Annotated in this window: 13 protein-coding genes; 7 read left to right on the top strand and 6 right to left on the bottom strand. The window is 66.4% G+C overall.

The genetic code is table 11. The features are described 5' to 3' along the window. Nucleotides 1-22: 22 nt before the first annotated feature. From BRAS3809_RS10100 to BRAS3809_RS10085, 4 genes are all read right to left on the bottom strand, one after another. Complete coding sequence (locus BRAS3809_RS10100) at nucleotides 23-781, bottom strand: SDR family NAD(P)-dependent oxidoreductase (protein ID WP_035655936.1); 759 nt, start codon at nucleotides 779-781, stop codon at nucleotides 23-25. Nucleotides 782-926: 145 nt separating this feature from the next. Beyond that, nucleotides 927-2,474: a peptide ligase PGM1-related protein gene (locus tag BRAS3809_RS10095; protein ID WP_008961986.1), complete on the bottom strand. Its 1,548-nt coding sequence runs from the start codon at nucleotides 2,472-2,474 to the stop codon at nucleotides 927-929. Between the two features lie 6 nt (nucleotides 2,475-2,480). Then, the gene (locus tag BRAS3809_RS10090; RefSeq protein WP_008961985.1) at nucleotides 2,481-3,530 is read right to left on the bottom strand and encodes a M14 family metallopeptidase; all 1,050 of its coding nucleotides are present in this window, start codon (nucleotides 3,528-3,530) and stop codon (nucleotides 2,481-2,483) included. 101 nt (nucleotides 3,531-3,631) lie between these two features. Further along, entirely contained in the window at nucleotides 3,632-4,579 is a 948-nt protein-coding gene (locus BRAS3809_RS10085) for a GlxA family transcriptional regulator (RefSeq protein WP_008961984.1), read from the bottom strand. A gap of 167 nt (nucleotides 4,580-4,746) precedes the next feature. Here BRAS3809_RS10085 and BRAS3809_RS10080 point away from each other — a divergent pair, with 167 nt between their 5' ends. Next, nucleotides 4,747-5,442, top strand: a complete 696-nt coding sequence (locus BRAS3809_RS10080) for a DJ-1/PfpI family protein (protein WP_008961983.1) — start codon at nucleotides 4,747-4,749, stop codon at nucleotides 5,440-5,442. Nucleotides 5,443-5,524: 82 nt separating this feature from the next. Here the strand turns inward: BRAS3809_RS10080 and BRAS3809_RS10075 are convergent, their stop codons facing one another. Continuing rightward, nucleotides 5,525-5,935 (bottom strand): NADH:ubiquinone oxidoreductase subunit NDUFA12, encoded by a 411-nt coding sequence (locus tag BRAS3809_RS10075; RefSeq protein ID WP_008961982.1) that lies wholly within the window; start codon nucleotides 5,933-5,935, stop codon nucleotides 5,525-5,527. 181 nt (nucleotides 5,936-6,116) lie between these two features. Between BRAS3809_RS10075 and BRAS3809_RS10070 the strand changes: the two genes are divergently transcribed. From BRAS3809_RS10070 to BRAS3809_RS10060, 3 genes are all read left to right on the top strand, one after another. Further along, the gene (locus BRAS3809_RS10070) at nucleotides 6,117-6,776 is read left to right on the top strand and encodes a BA14K family protein (protein ID WP_008961981.1); all 660 of its coding nucleotides are present in this window, start codon (nucleotides 6,117-6,119) and stop codon (nucleotides 6,774-6,776) included. Nucleotides 6,777-7,259: 483 nt separating this feature from the next. Continuing rightward, nucleotides 7,260-9,545 carry a CHASE3 domain-containing protein gene (locus BRAS3809_RS10065; protein WP_008961980.1) on the top strand — a complete coding sequence of 762 codons (2,286 nt, stop codon included), beginning with the start codon at nucleotides 7,260-7,262 and terminating at the stop codon, nucleotides 9,543-9,545. Nucleotides 9,546-9,836: 291 nt separating this feature from the next. Continuing rightward, on the top strand, nucleotides 9,837-12,125 hold the full coding sequence (locus BRAS3809_RS10060; RefSeq protein ID WP_008961979.1) for a CHASE3 domain-containing protein: 2,289 nt from the start codon (nucleotides 9,837-9,839) through the stop codon (nucleotides 12,123-12,125). Here BRAS3809_RS10060 and BRAS3809_RS10055 read toward each other — a convergent pair. Further along, nucleotides 12,088-12,981, bottom strand: a complete 894-nt coding sequence (locus tag BRAS3809_RS10055) for a DMT family transporter (RefSeq protein WP_008961978.1) — start codon at nucleotides 12,979-12,981, stop codon at nucleotides 12,088-12,090. The two genes, BRAS3809_RS10060 and BRAS3809_RS10055, sit on opposite strands and share 38 nt — an antisense overlap. Nucleotides 12,982-13,698: 717 nt before the next feature. Between BRAS3809_RS10055 and BRAS3809_RS10050 the strand changes: the two genes are divergently transcribed. From BRAS3809_RS10050 to BRAS3809_RS10045, 3 genes are all read left to right on the top strand, one after another. Continuing rightward, entirely contained in the window at nucleotides 13,699-17,457 is a 3,759-nt protein-coding gene (locus BRAS3809_RS10050; RefSeq protein ID WP_008961977.1) for a vitamin B12-dependent ribonucleotide reductase, read from the top strand. Nucleotides 17,458-17,542: 85 nt separating this feature from the next. Further along, nucleotides 17,543-18,718 carry an AAA family ATPase gene (locus tag BRAS3809_RS34770; protein ID WP_008961976.1) on the top strand — a complete coding sequence of 392 codons (1,176 nt, stop codon included), beginning with the start codon at nucleotides 17,543-17,545 and terminating at the stop codon, nucleotides 18,716-18,718. Nucleotides 18,719-19,381: 663 nt separating this feature from the next. Then, entirely contained in the window at nucleotides 19,382-20,149 is a 768-nt protein-coding gene (locus tag BRAS3809_RS10045) for a metallophosphoesterase (protein ID WP_008961974.1), read from the top strand. Nucleotides 20,150-20,234 lie beyond the last annotated feature (85 nt).

The raw sequence follows: 20,234 nt of genomic DNA, 5'->3' as shown, positions 1-20,234 counted from the left end.
CGTCTCTCGATCCATCTGCGAACTACATCAGGGTGAGGCCGCCATCGACCGGCAGCACGGCGCCGGTGACGTGGCCGGCTTCGGTCGACAGCAGGAACGTCACCGCTGCGGCGATGTCGTGCGGCTCGGCGAGCCGTTGTTGCGGGTTCGCCGCCGCCGCCTTCTGCCACGCGGCCGGATCGAGCGAGCCGAGGCGGCCTTCGTCCTTGCGCGTGTAGCCGGGCACGACGACATTCGCGGTGCCGCCGCTCGCGGCCAGCTCGATGGCGAGACATTTCACCAGCGCTTCCAGCGCGGCCTTGGCGGCCGCCGAGGCCGGGAAGGTGCCGCCGGGCACGAAGCGGTGCGCGACGAAGCTCGAGATCGCGACGACGCGGGCCGCCGTGCTTTGCAAGAGCTGTGGCAGCGCGGCGCTGGCCAGCTCGTGGAAGGCGGCCGGCATCACCGCCAGCGAGCGGTCGAGACCGTCGCGCGGCAGGTCGCGAAAGCTGCGGCGGTCGGCGAAGCCAGCCGCGTGCACCAGCGCATCGATCCGCCCGAACCTGGCTTGCGCCGCGGCCACGAGCTCGGACGCTGCACCGGCCGTGGCGAGGTTGCCGCAGTGGACGGCGACGTCGGCCCCGGCCGCCCGGCACGTCTCCGCCACCGCCTCCAGTCGCGCGCGCCCGGCGGCGTCGGCGCCCTGGCCGTGCAGCATGAGGCCCTGCCCCGGTCCCGCCAGCCGCCGCGCCACGGCGGCGCCAATCCCCGCGCCACTCCCGGTGATGATTGAAACGCGCATGATCCCCGACGCAGCACCAATTCGCGGCGCGGACTATAGGTCTGGGATCAGCCGATGCAAACCGCAGCATCGGCATGCCTGCAAGACCATGACGCAACCGCGCCGGGCGCGGGCCGACCATCCGCCGCAGGTCAGCCATCGCAGGCTAAAGGCCGCCGTTCTCCTCGCTTCGTTGCCGATCGAGAATCTCCACCGTGCGGCGGTAGAGCTCGGCCGCGCGCTCATGCGTCCGGCCGATGCAGACCACGCCGAGCTTGCCGAACTCGGAGAGCGCGCCGATGAGATGGAAAGCGACGCCCTCGCCGGCCGCGGCGTGGAAGTGCAGGCCGTTGACCACGGCAATGTCGACGAGATCGTCCGGCCTCAAGCCGCGATAGGCGGCGCTCTCGAGATTGTCGGAGGCGTAGTAGCAGCGCGGCTGTCCCGCCGGCGTGACGAATTCTCCGCTGCCGGACTCGTAGCGGCCGTCGGTGAGGAATTGCAGCATCAGGAACGGATGCGTGGTGCCGCCCTTGCGCAGATTGATCTCGATCGCGACATGCCGCCAGTCCGGTCCGTCGCGCACCGAGATGAAATCGACCCCGAGCCGGCCGATCACGCCCTTGCGCGCCAGCGCCTCCGCGACGGCCACGCCACGGGCCTGGATGTCGCGTCGATAGGCCTCATCGGCCGGAAACCGGCAGCCGAGGAAGATCTGCCCGCTCGGTCCGCCCAGCACCTGATCATGCGTCGACACCGCCTCCACCCGGCCGAGCGGATCGATGCGCAGCTGCGACGATGGCGACTGCTTCACCGCACCGGGAATGAACTCCTCGACGATCCCGCCCATCGCGCCGAGCTTGGCCGCGAAAACCTCCCAGGTCATGCCGCGTGCCTCGAACGCCATGTGCGGCAGGCGATCGCGCAGCCATTGCCGCAGGCCATGATCCATCGGCGCGGCGGTGAGGTCGAGGACCGCATTGCCCTCGCCGGAAAATCCCTCGTTGAGCTTGACCACGGCCTTGCGCAGCTCGGGTCTGCGCTGCTTCAGCTCGGTCAGCGCGTCGGTCAGCGCAGCGGGATCGGACAAATCCTCGAAGCCGTCGGGCAGATCGATCCCGACCTCTTTGAAGACGCGGCGCGATCCGCTCTTCGAGCCCCACGCCGCGAGCGCGGGATCGCAGCCATAGATCGCCACGCCCAGCGCCAAGGCCAGCCTGCGCTCCAGCCCGGTCACGGTGTAGCAGCTCAGATGCGCGGGCCCCTCGCCCCGAAGCACCGTGCGCAGCCGATCGAGGACGCGCGGACGCGCCAGGATCTTCTGCGTCAGCGGCGCGGGCGAGGCATCATCGCAGGACAACAGCGTCAGCCTGGCCCGCGCATGGCTCCCCGGCACGCCCGGCAGGAGATGCAGATAGTAGTCGATGATGGTGTCGGGGATCGCCGTGCTCGTGACATAGACCACGCGGGTCCTGGGCATGCGCAACAGCAGCAGCATGCAGAGCATCCGCTCCTCGTAGTGATGCACGCCCGAGACCTTGGCGAGCACTTCGGGATCGAGGCTGAGGCTCGGCACGATCACGACGGTGCGCGGCAGGCTCGGATCATCGAACAGCCCGGTGTAGGCCGCGGCAAATTCGTCCTGCAGCGCCATGAACCGCGCCTGGTCTGCAGCGCTGACGAGATCGAAGGTTGGAGCAGCGGAGCCGGTCATCGCGCGCTACCCGCGGTCATCGGCCAGCCGTCGTCCGTCGCGGCCGATGCGGTGCATGAGATAGCCGAGGCAATCGAGCCTGACGGCGTCGGGATCGAGCGTCAGCATCGCCGGGATGGCGCGCTGTGCCAGCCGGATCTCGCCGTCGCGGTAGTGGAAGTAGTCCGTGCGGGTGCCGTCCGCGCTGGCAACCTCGAGCCGCCGGCCTCCGGTGGAGCGACCGAACGAGACGCCGACGTCGAGCTCGGCGAAGTTGAGATGATCGAGATCGCCGCGAAACGCGAAGTCGGCCGCGCTGCCGTCATAGGAGAACGTGGCGTCCGCGGGCACCTTGACGATGGCGAAGGTGCGCAGCAGATCGATCTCGGTGTCGCCGACGGCGTGCGCCGGAAAGTGCTGCAGCGACAGCGCCGCCTCGATCAGCTCGACTGCATGCGCCACCCCCGCCTCGACACCGGGCCGTCCGCATTCCACCGTGATCGCCGGACACAGCCGCGCCAGCGCCGCCGACTGCACGCCCACCGGCTCCTCGAAATACACCACGGTGCGGCCGAACAGCCGCGCCAGCTGCAGATGGCGGTCGCCGCAGTCGTTGACGCAAGCGTAGTGCGGGTTGTTGCCGGTGTTGTTGTGAATGTCGATGCTGGCGAACAGGCGCGCGCGCGCCGTGATCGCCACGACCTCTTGCATCACGCGGGCTTCGGGGGTGGCGGGATGCGTGGTGCCCGGCCACGCACGGTTGTAGTCGTGCTGACTGGGAAGCGTGCGGACCCCGGCCTTTGCGGCGGCGATGTTGCCGACGAACAGCAGCACCGGACGCGGCAGCACCCGCCCCTGCAGCCGCTTCAGAACGCGCTGGATGGCGCGCCAGCCGGTATCCTCGTTGCCGTGCAGCAGCACGCTGAGGAACAGCGCGTCGCTCTGCCGCCCGTCCAGGCTGAACAGCGATGGTCCCGGCAGGTGCCGCCACAGTTCGGGCGCCGGCACATCCAGCAGCCCGTCCGGAAACCGATCATACCTTGCCAATGACAGCGGACGATCAAGAGCTCCGACCATCGCGCCTTCAGCGCCACTAACCATCAACTGGGAAAGCTCCGCGGGCTCATCAGATCACACGCAGAGGATAGGCGGTCGCGGTTCCCGGCGTCTGATTCAGATCAACCGGCGGCCGTGCTGCGTGCCGCGCGTCGCAAGGCCTGCGGCGGCTGGCCGAAGGCGCGAATGAAAGCGCGGCGCATCCGCTCGGGATCGCGAAAGCCGGCTGCTGCCGCCACCAGCTCGATCGGCTGGTGCGAGGCCTGCACGCGGTCGCGCGCCACCTCCAGCCTGAGACGCTCGATCGCCTTGGAGGGCGTTGTGCCGGTCTCGGCGACGAAGGCGCGGGTGAAGTGCCGGGTACTCATGCCGGCGCGCTCGGCGAGGTCATCGACCGACAGCGGCGCATCGAGATGCTCGCGCGCCCAGGTCAGCAGATCGGCGAACCGGCCGCTCGGCGCCTTCAGCTCCAGCAGCGAGGAGAATTGCGACTGGCCACCGCTGCGGCGGTGATACAGCACGAGCTGCCGCGCCGTCTTCTGCGCGATCTGCTCCCCGTGATCCTCGGCCACCATGGCGAGCGCAAGGTCGATGCCTGCGGTGATGCCGGCCGAGGTCCAGATCTGACCATCGCGCACATAGATACTGTCGGGCTCGAGCTTGACGTTCGGATAGGCGCGCAGGAACTGCCGCGTCCGCTGCCAGTGCGTCGTCGCCCGCCTGCCGTCGAGCAGGCCCGCTTCGGCCAGCACGAACGCGCCCGAGCAGACGCTGGCGACGCGGGTGCCGCGGCGCGCCACCTTCTGCACGAAATTCAGCGTGCAGGCATTGCGGCTCGCCGCCTCGACACCGTCGCCGCCGGCGATCAGCAGGGTCGACAGCGCCGACACCGGCCCGAACTTGCGCGCCAGCATCTCGGCGCCGGAGGAGGAGCGCACCGGCCCCGGACTGGCCGCCACCACCCGGATCATCGGCGCGGCGCTCGCGTAGCGCGCGGCGATCTCGAACACCGAGATCGGCCCGGCGGCATCGAGCAGCTGGAAGTCCGGGAAGATGAGCACGCCGATCATGCTGGAAGGCTCCTCTGCTGGAAGGCTCCCTCCTCTGCCGGAAGGCTCCGCGCTGGAACGCTCCGCGTGCAGCCCGTCCGAATTCGAGGGAACTTTGGCATTTAAGACAAACAACGGATCATGCAGGATCGCAGGCGTCAACCCGCCATTTTCCGTGAGACACTGCCATGGCCGCTCCGCTCTCCATCGCTCTCGTGCTGTTCCCACAGCTCACCCAGCTCGACCTGACCGGCCCGGTGCAGGTGTTCTCCAGCGTGCCCGGCGCGACGCTGCATCTGGTGTGGAAGCGCATCGAGCCGATCCCGACCGACTCGGTCCTGACGCTGCTGCCGACCACGACGTTTGCGGACTGTCCGCAGGCGGACGTCATCTGCATCCCCGGCGGCTTCGGCGTCGACGCCATTCTCGACGATGCCGAGGTCATCGGCTTCATCCGCCGCCAGGCGGAGGGCGCCAAATACATCACCTCGGTGTGTACCGGCTCGCTCGCGCTGGGCGCCGCCGGCCTGCTCGACGGCTATCGCGCCGCCACCCATTGGAGCGCGCGCGAGTGTCTGCCGCTGTTCGGCGCCACCATCAGCACCGAGCGCGTCTGCATCGATCGCAACCGCATCACCGGCGGCGGCGTCACGGCGGGCATCGACTTCGCGCTGACCCTGGTGTCGCAATTGGTCGATCGGCAGACCGCGGAGGCCATTCAGCTGAGGCTCGAATACAATCCGGCGCCACCGTTTTCGGCCGGCTCCCCCGACACGGCGCCGCCCGAGGTGCTGTCACGCATGCTGGAGCGGATCGCGCCGTTCCGGCAGCGGCGCATCGCGGCCGCGGAGCGCGCGGCGGCGATGCTCAGCAGCAGATCCTAGCGCGAGCGCCGCCGCTTCAGAGCAAAGAGGCCGCCCGGGGGTCCCGGACGGCCTCTCTATCATCGTCATCGCAGCGATCGAATCAGCTGCCGGGCGTCCAGGGCTGATAATCGCCGGTCGCCTTCGGCCGGCGGCCGCTTGCCAGCGTCGAGCCTGCCGGACGATAGGCGAGCGCGGTGCCCGTCAGGTTCGGCTGATGCGGCTTCTCCCATTCGCGCGGCTTGTAGCCGTCCTGCGTCGGCGGCACATCGACCATGTGATGAATCCAGCCGTGCCATTCCGGCGGGATGCGGCTGGCCTCGGCGAGGCCGTTGTAGATCACCCAGCGGCGCTCGAAATGCAGCACCGGATCGATCTTGCCGCCGGCCGTCCGGTAGTAGCGGTTGCCCTGCGCGTCCTGTCCGACCAGCTCGCCGAACCGCCACGTCCACAGCTGGGTGCCGAAGGTCTGGCCGTTCCACCACGTGAAGAGCTTCAGAAAGAACTGTTTCATGCGCCTGGGGCCGGATTTGTGAAGATCAAGGCTCTGATGCCACCCCATCGGCGACTTGTCCAGTGTTGCACCGCCCGCACCCGCGACCATGCACCGCTTCGCCGCGGGGATCGACATCCCCAGGGGGGGAACGACATCCCCCGGCTGCGGTTAGGTCACTTTCCCCTGATGGAGCGAATCGATGACCAGATTGAAGACATTGAGCGCTGCCGCGGCAGTGGCGCTGATTCTGCCACTTGCGACAGCAACCACAAGCTTCGCCCAAGGACCGGGCGGTGGCGGACGCGCCGGCGCCGCGGTCGGCGGTGGTGCGGCGGTCGGCGGCGGGGCCGCCATCGGTGGCGGTGGCATGGGCGGCGGCCACTTCGGCGGCCACATCGGCGGACCGGGCGGCGGTGGCATGGGTGGCGGCTTTGCCGGGCGCGGTCCGATGGGCGGCGGCGGAGCGTCATTCGCCGGGCGCGGCCCGATTGCTGGCGCCAACGTCGCGGTCAACAATGGCGCGGGACGCGGCGGCTGGAACGGCGGCGGCGGCAACTGGAACGGTGGCGGCTGGCGGGGCGGCCATGGTGGCTGGCATCACCGCGGCGGCGGCTTCTGGCCGGGCGTCGGCGTGGGTGTCGGGATCGGCCTGGGCAGCAGCTACGCCTACTACAATGATCCGTACTATTACGGTCCCGACTACTACAACGACTACTCCTACTACGATGACTCGGCGCCGGTCGCGGTCGTCGGAACCGAAGGCGTGGATCCGAGCTATTGCGTGCGGCGCTATCGCTCCTACGATCCGGCATCAGGTACCTATCTGGGCTATGACGGCCTTCGTCATCCCTGCCCCTGAGACCTCTTCTTATTAGTCGTGACGCAAGCACAGAGGCGGCGAGGGTGTTCCCTCGCCGCCTTCTGCATTGTTCCCTGCCTCATTGCGGCCCATTCTGTGTCTGATGCGCCACGTTGACGACTTAAACTCGACGAAATTATAGAAGTGTGCCCCGAGGCGTGCAGATGTCCGGCACGTTCCGGTCCAATATCAAATCAGCTTCTGATTCTCCCTCGGCACACCGGAGGCGAGCGAACGACTTCCGTTGATGACCGATTGTTGATGGCCCCATGGATCGCGCACAACAGCGCCATGCAGACACGCTGCGAACCGCCGTTTGCGCCTGCCGCTCACAAACGCGCCAGAAAATTCGAACAAGGAGGCGCGCCTTGCGACATATCATCAGTTCCTTCGACGCAGCCGCACCGGCCACCGGATGCATGAGGCTCGTCGCCGTGATCCGCCGGTCGTCCGGTGGCACGACTCGGTGATTGAGAAACGCAGATGATTCGTCAGCGCCTTGCCCTGGGGCTCGGTCTTGGAACGCTGCTCGCCATCGGCGCGGCGTCGGCTGCGCTGGACGTCAAGTCGCGCCACGATGCGGCCTGGGTGACATCGTCGCTGAACATCCTGCAGAAGACCTCCGAGCTGCGCCTGCTGCTGAGCGAGGTCGAAGCGAGCTCGCGCGGCTTCGCGCTGACGGGAGCCGCCCCGTTCCGGGCCGAGTTCGAGGACGTCTCCGCCAAGATTCCGCCGGCCGTCGCCGATCTGCAGCGCGCCGTGGCCGACAGTCCGGCGCCGACGCAGCTTCTCGGCGAGACCGCAGCCCTGATCGTCCACAGGATCGACATCTCCGCGGAGCTGATCCGGCTGCGCGCAGCGTCCGACACGGCCGGCCTCCAGGCGCTCGGTAGCCGGGGCGAAGGCCCGGCGACGATGAGCACGATCACCGCGAATCTCGACCGCTTCGTCGCCGATCAGCGCGGCCTGCTGGCGCAGCGCTCGGTCACCTCGATGACCACGGGATCGCTGCTGCTCACGATCGACCTGTGCGGACTGGCGCTGCTCCTGCTCATCGCCGGCTACCTGATCCGTCACGCTTATCTGGAAGACCGGGCGCTGCGCAGCTCGCTGCTCCGCTCCGAAGCCGAGGCCATCTCGCTCGCCGAGCGCGCTGAAAAGCAGCATCTCGACCTCGTCGAGGCCCATGAAAAACTGCGCCACTCGGCGGAAATCCTGCAGAACACGTTCAACAGCATGGCCGAAGGCGTGCTGGTGATCGACGCCGCCGATACGGTCGTGTTCTCGAACCCCGCCGTCGAGCGCCTGCTCGGCTATCGCCCGGGACGGAACCTCCCGGAGGTGCGGTCTCGCCTGCGCGTCTACGAGAGTGACGGCATGACGCCGGTCCCGGCGCACGACCTGCCGACGCCGCGGGCACTGCGCGGCGAGTCGTTCGACCGCCGCGAGCTGATCATCCATCAGCCGGACCGCGACGAGACCTTGCGTCTGATGATCAGTGGCCGTCCGCTGCGCGACGGCGCGGGACGCATCACCGGCGCGGCGATGGTCTATCACGACATCACCGTGGCGCATGAGACCGAGCGCCTGCTGCAGCAGGCGCAAAAGCTCGACGCCATCGGCAAGCTCACCGGCGGCGTCGCGCACGACTTCAACAACATGCTGACGATCATCACCGGCACGATCGAGACGCTGGCCGACGAGGTGAGAGACCGCCCGGCCGCTGCGGCCACCGCCGCGCTGATCGGGCAGGCCGCCAACCGCTGCACCGAGCTGATCCGGCATCTCCTCGCCTTCGCCCGCAAGCAGCCGCTGCATCCGCGCGACAGCGACGTCAACAGCACCATCCTGGACATCGCCAAGCTGCTGCGCCCGACCCTCGGCGAGCAGATCGAGATCAACTCGATCCTCGAAGAGGAGACGCTGATCGCCCACATCGACTCGGCGCAGCTCGCCAATTCGCTCGTCAACATGGCCATCAACGCCCGCGACGCGATGCCCAATGGCGGCAAGCTGCTGCTGGAATCGCGCCGGGTCGAGCTCGACGACGCCTACGCCGTGGCCAATGCCGGCGTCACGCCAGGCTCGTATGTCATGGTCGCCGTCAGTGACACCGGCACCGGCATGTCACCCGAGGTGCGCGATCGTGCGTTCGAGCCGTTCTTCACCACCAAGGAAGCCGGCAAGGGATCGGGCCTCGGGTTGAGCATGGTCTACGGATTCGTCAAGCAGTCCGGCGGTCATATCAAGATCTACAGCGAGGAAGGCCGGGGCACCACGATCCGCCTGTATATTCCCGCCCCCAAGGACCAGGCCGCGCTCCAGGCTCTGCCCGAGCCGCCGCCGCCGCGCGGCGAGGAGACCATCTTCATCGTCGAGGACGACCTGCTGGTGCAGGACTTCGTCGTCGCCCAGCTGCAGAGCCTCGGCTACAAGACCATCACAGCCTCCACCGGCGTCGAGGCGCTGGCCAAGATCGAATCGGGGCAGTCGTTCGATCTCTTGTTCACCGACGTCATCATGCCCGGCGGCATCAACGGCAAGGAGCTCGCCGAGGAGACGCTCCGGCAGCGGCCGGGCACGAAGGTGCTGTACACGTCGGGCTATACCGACAATGCCATGATCGAGCACGGCCGCATCGATCAGGCGGCGCTGCTGCTCACCAAGCCGTACCGGAAATCGGAACTCGCTCAGATGGTCCGTCTCGCCTTGCACAATCCGGGTGTCTCCAGAGAGATGTCGCCGCCCGGCCGGGTCCTGGCGAACTAATTCCCTTCCGCCTCCTGCTCAGCCCTGGGAACCGCGAGACGGTTCGCATCTTCACGCGCCTGTCCCCATGGAACCTGCAGCGGACGATTGGCAGGACGCTACGCAACACATATGATTAGTTGTATTTCGAACTCATCCGTTTCAGATTCGTGCATGCTGCTCGCTTCGCTCGATGACTTGGCCGGCTCGAGACTGTTCCCGGGGGGACGTCGATCTCCGCAATTGAGAATCCTTCATCACCAAGATGCTGATTGAGCGACCAGGCGCACCCGGCGCAATCGGAACCTGACCATGATCCGCCGGCGTATTGCGATCGGCCTCGGTCTTGGCACTCTGCTGGCGATCGGCGCGGCCTCGACGGCGCTGGACATCAAGGCGCGGAACGATACCGCGCTGGTCGAGCACACGCTGAAGGTTCTGGAGACGTCCTCGGAGCTGCGCGTGCTGCTGCGCCAGGCTGAAGCGGCCGCGCGGGGCTTTGCTCTGTCAGGCGCCGAGAAGTTCGTGGCCGAGTTCCAGGACGCCAGCGGCCAGGTTCCCTCGACCTGGGCTGCCCTCACGGCGCTGGTGGAGGACAACCCGGCCCAGACCGCGCGCCTGCAGGCGATCGACGAGGACGTGCAGCGGCGGATCGCGCTCGCCGGCGAGCTCATTCGCCGCCATGCCGCGGGCGACCGCGCCGGCCTCCAGTCACTCGCCGGCAGCGGAGCCGGTCCGACCGCGATGGCGACGATCAGCGGGGTGCTCGAGTCGTTCACCAACGAAGAACGCCGGCTGCTGGCGATTCGCACCGCGACCTCCAGGCGCACGGGAACGTGGCTGCTGGGGATCGATCTCGCGGGCGTCGGCATGCTGCTGGTGATCGCGGCCTGTCTCGTGCGCCGCGCCTATCAGTCGGATCGGGCCTTGCGCTCTTCGCTCAGCCGGTCCCAGGCCACGGCCACCTCTCTGGAGGCTCAGGCGCTGCAGCAGCGCGGCGACCTCGCCGCCGCCTATGACGAGCTGCGACGTTCCTCGGCGATCCTCGAGACCACCTTCAAGACCATGGCTGAGGGCGTGCTGGTGGTCGATCCCGACGGCACGATCATGCTGTCGAACCCGGCAGCCGGGCATTTCTTCGGAACCGACGTCGGCAAGACCTTCGCCGAGATGCTGGACGCGAACCAGTTCTACGAGAACGATGCCCTCGCCCGCATCGCCGACGCCGATCTGCCGATCGCACGCGCGCTGCGCGGGCTTTCGTTCGATCGCCGCGAGGTCGTCGTCAAGCCGACCGATGGAAGGCCGCAGTTCCGGCTGATGGTGAGCGGACGGCCGCTGCGCAATGCCGAGGGCGCGATCAGCGGCGCGGCGCTGGTCTATCATGACGTCACCGAGGTGCACGAGATCGAGCGGCTGCTGCAGCAGGCGCAGAAGCTCGACGCCATCGGCAAGCTCACCGGCGGCGTCGCGCACGATTTCAACAACATGCTCACGATCATCACCGGATCGATCGAAATGCTGATCGATGCCGTCCGCGACCGGCCCGCGGCGGCCGAGCTCGCGTTGCTGATCAGCAGGGCCACCGATCGCTGTACCGAGCTGATCCGCCATCTCCTCGCCTTTGCCCGCAAGCAGCCGCTGCGCCCGCGCGACATCGACGTCAACGCCACGGTGGAGGACATCGCCAAGCTGCTGCGGCCGACGCTCGGCGAGCAGGTCGAGATCAGGACCATTCTCGCCGGCGGCGATCTGATCGCCCATGTCGACTCCGCCCAGCTCGCCAACGCGCTGGTGAACCTCGCGATCAACGCGCGCGATGCGATGCCGGACGGCGGCAAGCTGCTGCTGGAGACGACCAGGACGTCACTCGACGACGCCTATGCCGCGGCCAATCCCGGTGTCGCACCCGGCGCCTATGTCATGGTCGCGGTGAGCGACACCGGCAGCGGCATGCCGGCGGAGGTCAGGGACCGCGCGTTCGAGCCGTTCTTCACCACCAAGGATGCTGGCAAGGGCTCCGGCCTCGGGCTCAGCATGGTCTACGGCTTCGTCAAGCAGTCGGGCGGCCACGTCAAGCTCTACAGCGAGGAGAACAGCGGCACCACGATCCGGCTCTATCTGCCGGCGGCGCAGGTGCTGCAGCCGGCGGAGCCGGAGCATGAGCAGGTGCTGCCACGCGGCAGCGAGACGATCCTGGTGGTGGAGGACGACCCGCTGGTGCGCGACTTCGTGCTCGCGCAGCTGCAGGGGCTCGGCTACACCACCCTCGTCGCCTCGCATGCCGCGGAGGCGCTGAGCCTCGTCGCGCAGGACCGGCCGTTCGATCTGCTGTTCACCGACGTCATCCTGCCCGGCGGCACCAGCGGCCGCCAGCTCGCCGATACGATCGTGGCGAGGCGCAAGGGCCTGCGGGTGCTCTACACCTCCGGCTACACCGACAACGCGATCATCGAGAACCGCCAGCTGCTGCCCGACACGCTGCTGCTGACCAAGCCCTATCGCCGCGCCGAGCTGGCGCAGATGGTGCGGCGCGCGCTCGACGCTGCGCCGGCGGACGCGCTCAGCCCCGCGTCGCCAGCGCCACCGCCCCCAGCGTGAAGGCGAGCGCCGCGATCTGCCCGGCCCCGAGCGGCTCGCGCAGCGCGATCGCCGAGGCGACGACGCCGATCACCGGCACCGCCATGGTGCCGATCGCCGCCACCGAGGCCGGCAGCCGCGCCAGCGCCGCGAACCAGGCGACATAGGCGACGCAGAACTGGATCACGGTCGAGTAGAACATCAGCGCCCAATCGAGCTGGTCGAGCCTTGTCCAGTCGGAATGCTCGAGCGCAAAGCCGACCAGCACGATCGGCACGCAGCCGATGCCGATCTGCCAGGCGGCGGCCGACAGCGGCGGCAGCTTGATCGGCAGCTTCTTGGCCATGACCGTGCCGAGCGCGAAGCCGAACGCGCCGCCCAGCACCATCAGGATGCCCGGCAGCTTGTCGTAGCTCGCATGGAGCCCGTTGCTGCCCATGATCGAGGCGAGCCCGGCGAAGGCCAGCACCAGCGCCAGCACGCGCAGGGCCGTCGGCCGCTCGCCGAGAATCGGCCAGGCCAGCAGCGAGGCCCACACCGGCATCGTATAGGCGATCAGCGCGGCCTCGCCGGCCGGCAGCCACAGCAGCGCCAGCCCCATCAGCACCATCCAGGCGGTCACGTTGAGCATCCCGGCGAGGATCAGCCGCGGCCAGACCTCCCTGGGCACGGCGAGGCTCTGGCTCCGGACCACCGCGAGCAGCGCCAGCAGCGCCGCGCCGACCACGCCGGTGGTGCCGCGCAGGGTCAGGGGCGGCAGCACGCCGACCAGGTGCTTGGTGACGGGCCAGTTGAAGCCCCAGCCGAGCGAGGTGATGGCGAGGAACATCAGCCCGGCGGGCGTGATGCGCCCGCTGGCCACTGGCTTGTCTGTCATGGAATCACCGGCGCCGTCTGTGGGAGCGCCAGACTGCCGGCAATTTCCTGAGCACACCAGGGATGGTAGGGCATGCCTGCCCCGCTCGGCGTCCCCCCAGGCGTCCGTGAGTCCCGCCGATGCAAGCAAAACACACCGTTCGCAGGCGAATAAATTTGCCCCTGTGAACAGCGGGACGAAGCCCTGTGGACAGGGCGCGATGCAAATTTTTTCGGTTTCGAATCCGCGTGGACTCGCCGATAGTTACGGCCATCACGATACCGGCATGCGGCTGGTTATCCCCGCACTTTCCCCCATATTTAGTGTTTGGTTAGGGAACCCCCACTAGTCCTTGACGGGGGAAGCGGAGTCGTCCTAGCTTCCGGCCCGGTTCGGCGCTTGGTTGCGTTTCAAGTTCCGCCGGCCGCCTCCCAGAAGGGTTTGAGGACGACCGCGCCAGAAGGCCAACAGGCCCGGCGTGCGGCTCGTCGTCTGTCCCGCGGCGGGGTGGCCGCGACGGCATGGCAGCAGGAGACCCCACTAGATGTGGGGGCTCCCCTGCGAAGGACGACGAAGCCGGACGGCACGCGTGAGGCGTTGAAGAGAGACGGGACCGGGCGACCGGTTGAACTGCGGCGGCAGACGAAGCTCCCGAAAACGGGACTCCCAAGCCACCGCCTTTGGATGCAATGATCCCGGCCGCCAAACGCGGTCCGGCAAGAACAATTGGGGCTCGCGATGCGGATTGAACGGCGCAACACCACCGAAGGTCAGTCACCCTATCAGGGGATCGACTTCCGTCTGACGACGTCCGAGATCAGGAATCCGGACGGCTCGGTGGTGTTCCGGCTCGAGAATGTCGAGGTGCCCGAGTTCTGGTCGCAGGTCGCCTCCGACGTGCTGGCGCAGAAGTATTTCCGGAAAGCGGGCGTCGCCGCGCGCCTGAAGAAGGTCGAGGAAGAGACCGTGCCGTCCTGGCTGTGGCGCTCGGTGCCGGACACCGAGGCGCTGGCCGCGCTGCCGGAGAACGAGCGCTACGGCAGCGAGCGTTCCGCCAAGCAGGTGTTCGATCGGCTGGCCGGCTGCTGGACCTATTGGGGCTGGAAGGGCAACTACTTCTCCTCGGAGGAAGACGCCGTCGCGTTCTACGACGAGCTGCGCTTCATGCTCGCCAAGCAGATGGTCGCGCCGAACTCGCCGCAATGGTTCAACACCGGCCTGCACTGGGCCTATGGCATCGACGGCCCCGGCCAGGGCCATTATTACGTCGACTACAAGACCGGCAAGCTGACCAAGTCGAAGTCGTCCTACGAGCACCCGCAGCCGCATGCCTGCTTCATCCAGGGCGTCGAGGACGACCTCGTCAATGACGGCGGCATCATGGACCTCTGGGTGCGCGAGGCGCGCCTGTTCAAATACGGCTCCGGCACCGGCTCCAACTTCTCGCGGCTGCGCGGCGAAGGCGAGCGGCTGTCGGGCGGCGGCCGCTCGTCCGGCCTGATGAGCTTCCTCAAGATCGGCGACCGCGCCGCCGGCGCCATCAAGTCGGGCGGCACCACCCGCCGCGCCGCCAAGATGGTCGTGGTCGACGCCGACCATCCGGATATCGAGGCCTATATCGACTGGAAGGTGAAGGAGGAGCAGAAGGTCGCCGCCCTCGTCACCGGCTCCAAGATCAACCAGAAGCATTTGAAGGCCGTGATGAAGGCCTGCGTCAATTGCGAGGGCTCCGGCGACGACTGCTTCGACCCCGAGAAGAACCCTGCCCTGCGTCGCGAGATCAAGCTCGCGCGCCGCGCGCTGGTGCCCGACAACTACATCAAGCGGGTCATCCAGTTCGCCCGGCAGGGCTACAAGGACATCGACTTCCCGATCTACGACACGGACTGGGATTCGGAAGCCTACCTGACCGTTTCGGGGCAGAACTCCAACAATTCGGTGTCGCTGAAGGACGACTTCCTGCGCGCCGTCGAGACCGACGGCGACTGGACTCTCGTGGGCCGCACCAACAAGAAGGTCGTCAAGACGCTGAAGGCGCGCGACCTCTGGGAGAAGATCGGCCACGCCGCCTGGGCCTCGGCCGATCCCGGCCTGCACTTCAACACCACGATGAACGACTGGCACACCTGCAAGGCGTCCGGCGACATCCGCGCGTCCAATCCGTGCTCGGAATACATGTTCCTGGACGACACGGCCTGCAACCTGGCCTCCGCCAACCTGCTGACGTTCTACAACACGCAGACCAAGCACTTCGACGTCGGCGCCTATGAGCATCTCTGCCGGCTCTGGACGGTCGTGCTCGAGATCTCCGTGCTGATGGCGCAGTTCCCGTCCAAGGCGATCGCCGAGCTGTCCTACGAGTTCCGCACGCTCGGCCTCGGCTACGCCAATATCGGCGGCCTGCTGATGACCATGGGCCTGTCCTATGACAGCAAGGAAGGCCGCGCGCTGTGCGGTGCGCTCTCGGCGATCATGACCGGCATTGCGTACAAGACCTCGGCCGAGATGGCCGGCGAGCTCGGCGCCTTCCCCGGCTACAAGAAGAACGCCGCGCACATGCTGCGCGTGATCCGCAACCACCGCCGCGCCGCACGCGGCGAAGCCACCGGCTATGAGGCGCTCTCGGTCGCTCCGGTGCCGCTCGACCACGCCCACTGCCCGCAGGTCTCGCTCGTCAGCCACGCCATCCAGGCCTGGGACGACGCGCTCGCGCTCGGCGAGACCAACGGCTATCGCAACGCCCAGGTCACGGTGGTCGCCCCGACCGGCACCATCGGCCTGGTGATGGATTGCGACACCACCGGCATCGAGCCTGATTTTGCGCTGGTGAAGTTCAAGAAGCTGGCCGGCGGCGGCTACTTCAAGATCATCAACCGCGCCGTCCCCGAGGCGCTGCGCGCGCTCGGCTATCGCGAGAGCGAGATCGCCGAGATCGAGGCCTATGCCGTCGGTCACGGCTCGCTGTCCAACGCGCCGGGCATCAACGCCTCGACGCTGAAGGCGAAGGGCTTCACCGACGAGGCCATCGCCAAGGTCGAGAAGGCCTTGCCGACCGCGTTCGACATCAAGTTCGTGTTCAACAAGTGGACGCTCGGCGAGGACTTCATCCGCAACCAGCTCGGCGTCTCCGCCGAGGCGCTGGCCTCCCCGACCTTCGAGCTGCTCGCCGCGATCGGTTTCACCAAGCGCGAGATCGAGGCCGCAAACGTGCACATCTGCGGCGCGATGACGGTCGAGGGCGCCCCGCATCTGAAGGCCGAGCACTACGCGGTGTTCGACTGCGCCAATCCCTGCGGCAAGATCGGCAAGCGCTATCTCTCGGTCGAGAGCCACATCCGCATGATGGCGGCGGCGCAGCCGTTCATCTCGGGCGCGATCTCCAAGACCATCAACATGCCGAACGACGCCACGGTCGAGGACTGCAAGGCGGCGTATCTGTTGTCCTGGAAGCTCGCGCTGAAGGCCAACGCGCTCTACCGCGACGGCTCGAAGCTGTCGCAGCCGCTCAACTCGCAGCTCATCAGCGATGATGACGACGAGGACGATGCGGTCGAGTCCTTCTACGAGAAGCCGATGGCGGCGCGCGCGACCCAGGTCTCGGAGAAGATCGTCGAAAAGCTGGTCGAGCGCATCGTGGTGATGCGCGAGCGCGAGAAGATGCCGGATCGCCGCAAGGGCTACACCCAGAAGGCGGTCGTCGGCGGCCACAAGGTGTATTTGCGCACCGGCGAGTATGATGACGGCCGTCTCGGCGAGATCTTCATCGACATGCACAAGGAGGGCGCCGCACTTCGCTCCTTCATCAACAACTTCGCCATCGCGGTGTCACTGGGCCTCCAGTACGGCGTGCCGCTGGAGGAGTATGTCGACGCCTTCACCTTCACCCGCTTCGAGCCGGCCGGCCCCGTCCAGGGCAACGACTCGATCAAATATGCGACGTCGATCCTCGACTACGTGTTCCGCGAGCTCGCCGTCAGCTACATGTCGCGCTTCGACCTCGCCCATGTCGACCCCTCCGAGAGCAATTTCGACGCCCTCGGCCGCGGCGTCGACGAAGGCAAGATGGCGGAGGACGGCCCGGGCCAGCAGGCCGCGAAGTACGTGTCGCGCGGCCTGACCCGCTCCCGCACCGACAACCTCGTCGTGATGCGCGGCGGCACGGCGACCACCGCCGTCTCCGCCCCGCATGACGCCGGCCCCTCCGGCCGCGTCACCGCCCTCTCCGGCTCCCGCGCCGGCGACGCCATCGAAGGCGCCGTCGCCCTGAAGCAGGAGGCCCAGCACGACCTCTCGCCCACCGAGAAGCTCGAGGCCCTGCAATGGAGCAAGGCCGGCACCGCCAACGCGCAAACCGCCTCCAAGGCCGAACGCCGCGCCGAAGCCAAGGCCAAGGGCTACGAAGGCGAGATGTGCTCGGAGTGCGGGAATTTCACGCTGGTCCGGAATGGGACCTGTATGAAGTGCGATACGTGCGGCAGCACGACGGGGTGTTCGTAAGCAGCGCTAGGTGCTACCGTCTGCGATCTTCGGGCCATGAGAAAAGCTTAGTTTTCGCTCGAAGATCGCAGGCGGTGAAACCATAATGGCCAAGATTGAACATCACGGACTTCGACTTACTCGATTGAAGCTGACCAATTGGCGCAACTTCCAGGCGGCGGAGGTCATGCTTTCGAAGCGAGCTTTTTTTATTGGCCCAAACGCAGCTGGAAAATCTAATCTTCTTGATGCGATCAGATTTCTCCGCGACTTGGTTAAGCCCATTGCTGGTGGGTTTAGCACTGCGCTTGAACTACGAGACGGCTTGACTGCGGTTCGCTGCCTTCAAGCGAGAAGAATTAATTTCGTTGAGATCGACGTCGATATTGGCAACGACGAAAATAGGTCTCTTTGGTCTTACCGGCTACGGTTCAACCGGTTCCCTCGCGAGCCATTTCCAACGGTCGAAGAGGAAGAGATCAAGAGGCGCGGTAAATCCATCAAATATCAGGCCCGCGATAAAGATACGCAAGATCCGTTTCGCTTCAGCCAGTCGCTCATTCAGCAGGCAACGAACCAAGCCGAGTTTCGTGAGTTGGTAGAATTTTTCACGTCAATTCGCTACCTCCACGTTGTGCCGCAGATTGTTCGGGATCCAAGAAGAGCCTTAGAACGCAACGAAGACCCTTTTGGCGGCGATCTTCTCAAACGGATCAACGAGGCAACACCCCGAACTCGCGATGCCCGACTTCGTCGAGTAGCGGAGGCGCTAAAGATTGCCGTACCCCAGTTTGTCGACCTAAAGCTGGATCACGATAAAGAAGGACGCCCGCATCTTAAAGCAGGATTCAAACACTGGAGACCAAATCCTAGCTATCAGACTGAGGAGGTATTCTCAGATGGTACACTCCGCCTAATCGGTTTCTTATGGTCACTGGGCGAGAAAGATGGACCGCTACTACTTGAAGAGCCTGAGCTATCATTGCATCCCGATGTAGTCCGTCAATTGCCCGCGATGATAGCGAGAATGCAACGTCTGTCTGGAAGACAGGTGTGCATGACAACCCACTCAGACGCCCTTGTTGGCGCTGATGGCGTTGGCCTGCACGAGGTGCACAGGCTCATCCCAAGCGAAAACGGCACAACCATCGAAACTGCAAAGAATAATCCCGAGATCCGTACCCTGGTTGAGAGCGGACTGTCTGTCGGTGAAGCGGCAATGCCACTTGCTCGTCCCAAAGGGGTAGAACAGCTTTCGCTATTCGATGCCGTCGCACCCTAAAATCAACTATCTCGTCGAGGGCGTGACCGATGCCGCCATCGCGCAAGCTCTCATTCGCGCGAGCGGCGGCATTCCTGGGATCGAGCGTGTAAGTCGCGGTAAGGCCAGACTAGCTATAGATCTGCCTAAGTTTAACGCCGCAGCAACCTACTATCCTTGGCTAGCGATCAGAGACCTTGACAATGACGCCAGTTGCGCTCCCGCTCTGCGGCTCGCGCTATTACCTTCACAATCTTCGCTGATGTGCTTCCGCGTTGCTGTCCGTGAGGCGGAGGTGTGGCTCATGGCCGACCGCACCGCGTTTGCGGAGGCGCTCGGAGTTCCCCTGCGCCGTGTAGCTGAGGACCCAGAAAAGCTAAGCGATCCAAAATTGACTGTAGTCAAGCTCGCGCGAGATTCCAAAAGGCGGTCCGTGAGGTATGGGCTGGTTCCTGAAGAAGGAGCCGGAATCCCGATCGGGCCCGAGTATGCCGCATGGATTATCGATTTCGCACAGAATACTTGGAACCCGGCTCGAGCCGCTAAGACAGGCGCAAGCCCTTCGCTCGCAAAGGCTCTATCGTCGCTGTCTCGCCTCGTAGAGATGACAAAGCGAAGCTCGATCAACGAAAGCTCCTGACACTTTATCGGTTTGGCTTCACTCGCCTTCCAAATTTGTAACCCATGCACCTCCACATCTTCTCCGATCTCCACGCCGACGTGGCCGACATCAAACCGATCGAGCCGCTACCCGGGGCCGATGTGGTCGTGGTCGCCGGCGATGTCTGTGAGGGGGCGGTGAACGGGTTTGCGCGGCTGCGCGCGATCGTGGCTGACGACGTGCCGATCGTCATGGTGATGGGCAACCATGAGTTCTATCACCGCACCTATCCCGAGGAGCTGACGCTGGCGCGCGCCGAGGCGGCGCGGTTCGGGGTGAGTCTCCTGGAGAACGAGGCGGTCGTGCTCGCGGGCGTGCGCTTTGCCGGCTGCACGCTGTGGACCGACTATGCGATCTTCGGCGCCGACAGCGAGGCGGAGGCGATGGCCGTCTGCGGCGACGCGTTGGCCGACCATCGCTGCATCACCTGGCGGGACGAACCGTGGCTGCGGTTCACGCCGCGCGAGGCGCTCGGCCTGCACCTGACATCGCGCGCCTGGCTCACGGGCCTGCTGGAGACGCCGTTCGACGGCCCGACCGTCGTCGTCACCCACCACGCCCCTGGCTGGGGCTCGGTCGCCGAGCGCTATCGCCGTGACCTGACCACCGCCGCCTTTGCCTCCGATCTCTCGGCGCTGATCCTGGCCACCCAGCCGGCACTCTGGATCCACGGCCACATCCACACGCCATCGGACTACATGGTCGGCGCCACCCGCGTGATCTGCAACCCGCACGGCTATGGCGGCGAGAACCCGGCCTTTGATCCCGCGCTGGTCGTGGAGATCGCGTAGCCCGGATGAGCGAAGCGACATCCGGGGTCTCACGCGGCGGATGTGGTGAACCCGGATATCGCTTCGCTCATCCGGGCTACGCGCG

The organism is Bradyrhizobium sp. STM 3809 (assembly GCF_000239795.1).
Lineage (GTDB): Bacteria > Pseudomonadota > Alphaproteobacteria > Rhizobiales > Xanthobacteraceae > Bradyrhizobium.
This window is presented reverse-complemented; position numbering and strand designations above follow the sequence as displayed.

Coding starts and splice junctions, on each gene's coding strand:
- BRAS3809_RS10050 (WP_008961977.1), top strand. CDS start 13,699: ATGCGGATTGAACGGCGCAACACCACCGAAGGTCAGTCACCCTATCAG.
- BRAS3809_RS10045 (WP_008961974.1), top strand. CDS start 19,382: ATGCACCTCCACATCTTCTCCGATCTCCACGCCGACGTGGCCGACATC.
- BRAS3809_RS10060 (WP_008961979.1), top strand. CDS start 9,837: ATGATCCGCCGGCGTATTGCGATCGGCCTCGGTCTTGGCACTCTGCTG.
- BRAS3809_RS10055 (WP_008961978.1), bottom strand. CDS start 12,981: ATGACAGACAAGCCAGTGGCCAGCGGGCGCATCACGCCCGCCGGGCTG.
- BRAS3809_RS10085 (WP_008961984.1), bottom strand. CDS start 4,579: ATGATCGGCGTGCTCATCTTCCCGGACTTCCAGCTGCTCGATGCCGCC.
- BRAS3809_RS34770 (WP_008961976.1), top strand. CDS start 17,543: ATGGCCAAGATTGAACATCACGGACTTCGACTTACTCGATTGAAGCTG.
- BRAS3809_RS10065 (WP_008961980.1), top strand. CDS start 7,260: ATGATTCGTCAGCGCCTTGCCCTGGGGCTCGGTCTTGGAACGCTGCTC.
- BRAS3809_RS10100 (WP_035655936.1), bottom strand. CDS start 781: ATGCGCGTTTCAATCATCACCGGGAGTGGCGCGGGGATTGGCGCCGCC.
- BRAS3809_RS10095 (WP_008961986.1), bottom strand. CDS start 2,474: ATGACCGGCTCCGCTGCTCCAACCTTCGATCTCGTCAGCGCTGCAGAC.
- BRAS3809_RS10070 (WP_008961981.1), top strand. CDS start 6,117: ATGACCAGATTGAAGACATTGAGCGCTGCCGCGGCAGTGGCGCTGATT.
- BRAS3809_RS10080 (WP_008961983.1), top strand. CDS start 4,747: ATGGCCGCTCCGCTCTCCATCGCTCTCGTGCTGTTCCCACAGCTCACC.
- BRAS3809_RS10090 (WP_008961985.1), bottom strand. CDS start 3,530: ATGGTCGGAGCTCTTGATCGTCCGCTGTCATTGGCAAGGTATGATCGG.
- BRAS3809_RS10075 (WP_008961982.1), bottom strand. CDS start 5,935: ATGAAACAGTTCTTTCTGAAGCTCTTCACGTGGTGGAACGGCCAGACC.